The following is a 272-nucleotide window of genomic DNA, read 5'->3' as shown; positions in this document are numbered from 1 at the left end:
CCAGGAACCTGCGGAATAAATAGCACACAAACGGTAACTGTTTTAACGTCTGGAAATGCTTCTTTTAATACAACAGCAACTTGTGATGGCGGAACCGCAAATATTACTGGAGATTTTGGTGGGGGTTTTACGTTTAATCCTGTACCAACCGATGGGGCAATAATAAACGGAGTAACTGGAGAAGTGACTAATGGTGTTTCCGGAGTCACGTATACTATAGAATATACAACCACGGGAACAGCCTGTGTAGCAAATAGTACAGAAACAGTAAT

The 272-nt window shown here is 41.5% G+C and carries 1 protein-coding gene; it reads left to right on the top strand.

Annotated elements, in window-relative coordinates:
• On the top strand, positions 1–272 hold a 272-nt coding region (locus tag ACVCZW_RS00115; protein ID WP_452231293.1), incomplete at both ends, for a hypothetical protein.

This window comes from Lacinutrix sp. MEBiC02595, assembly GCF_053601555.1.
This window is presented reverse-complemented; position numbering and strand designations above follow the sequence as displayed.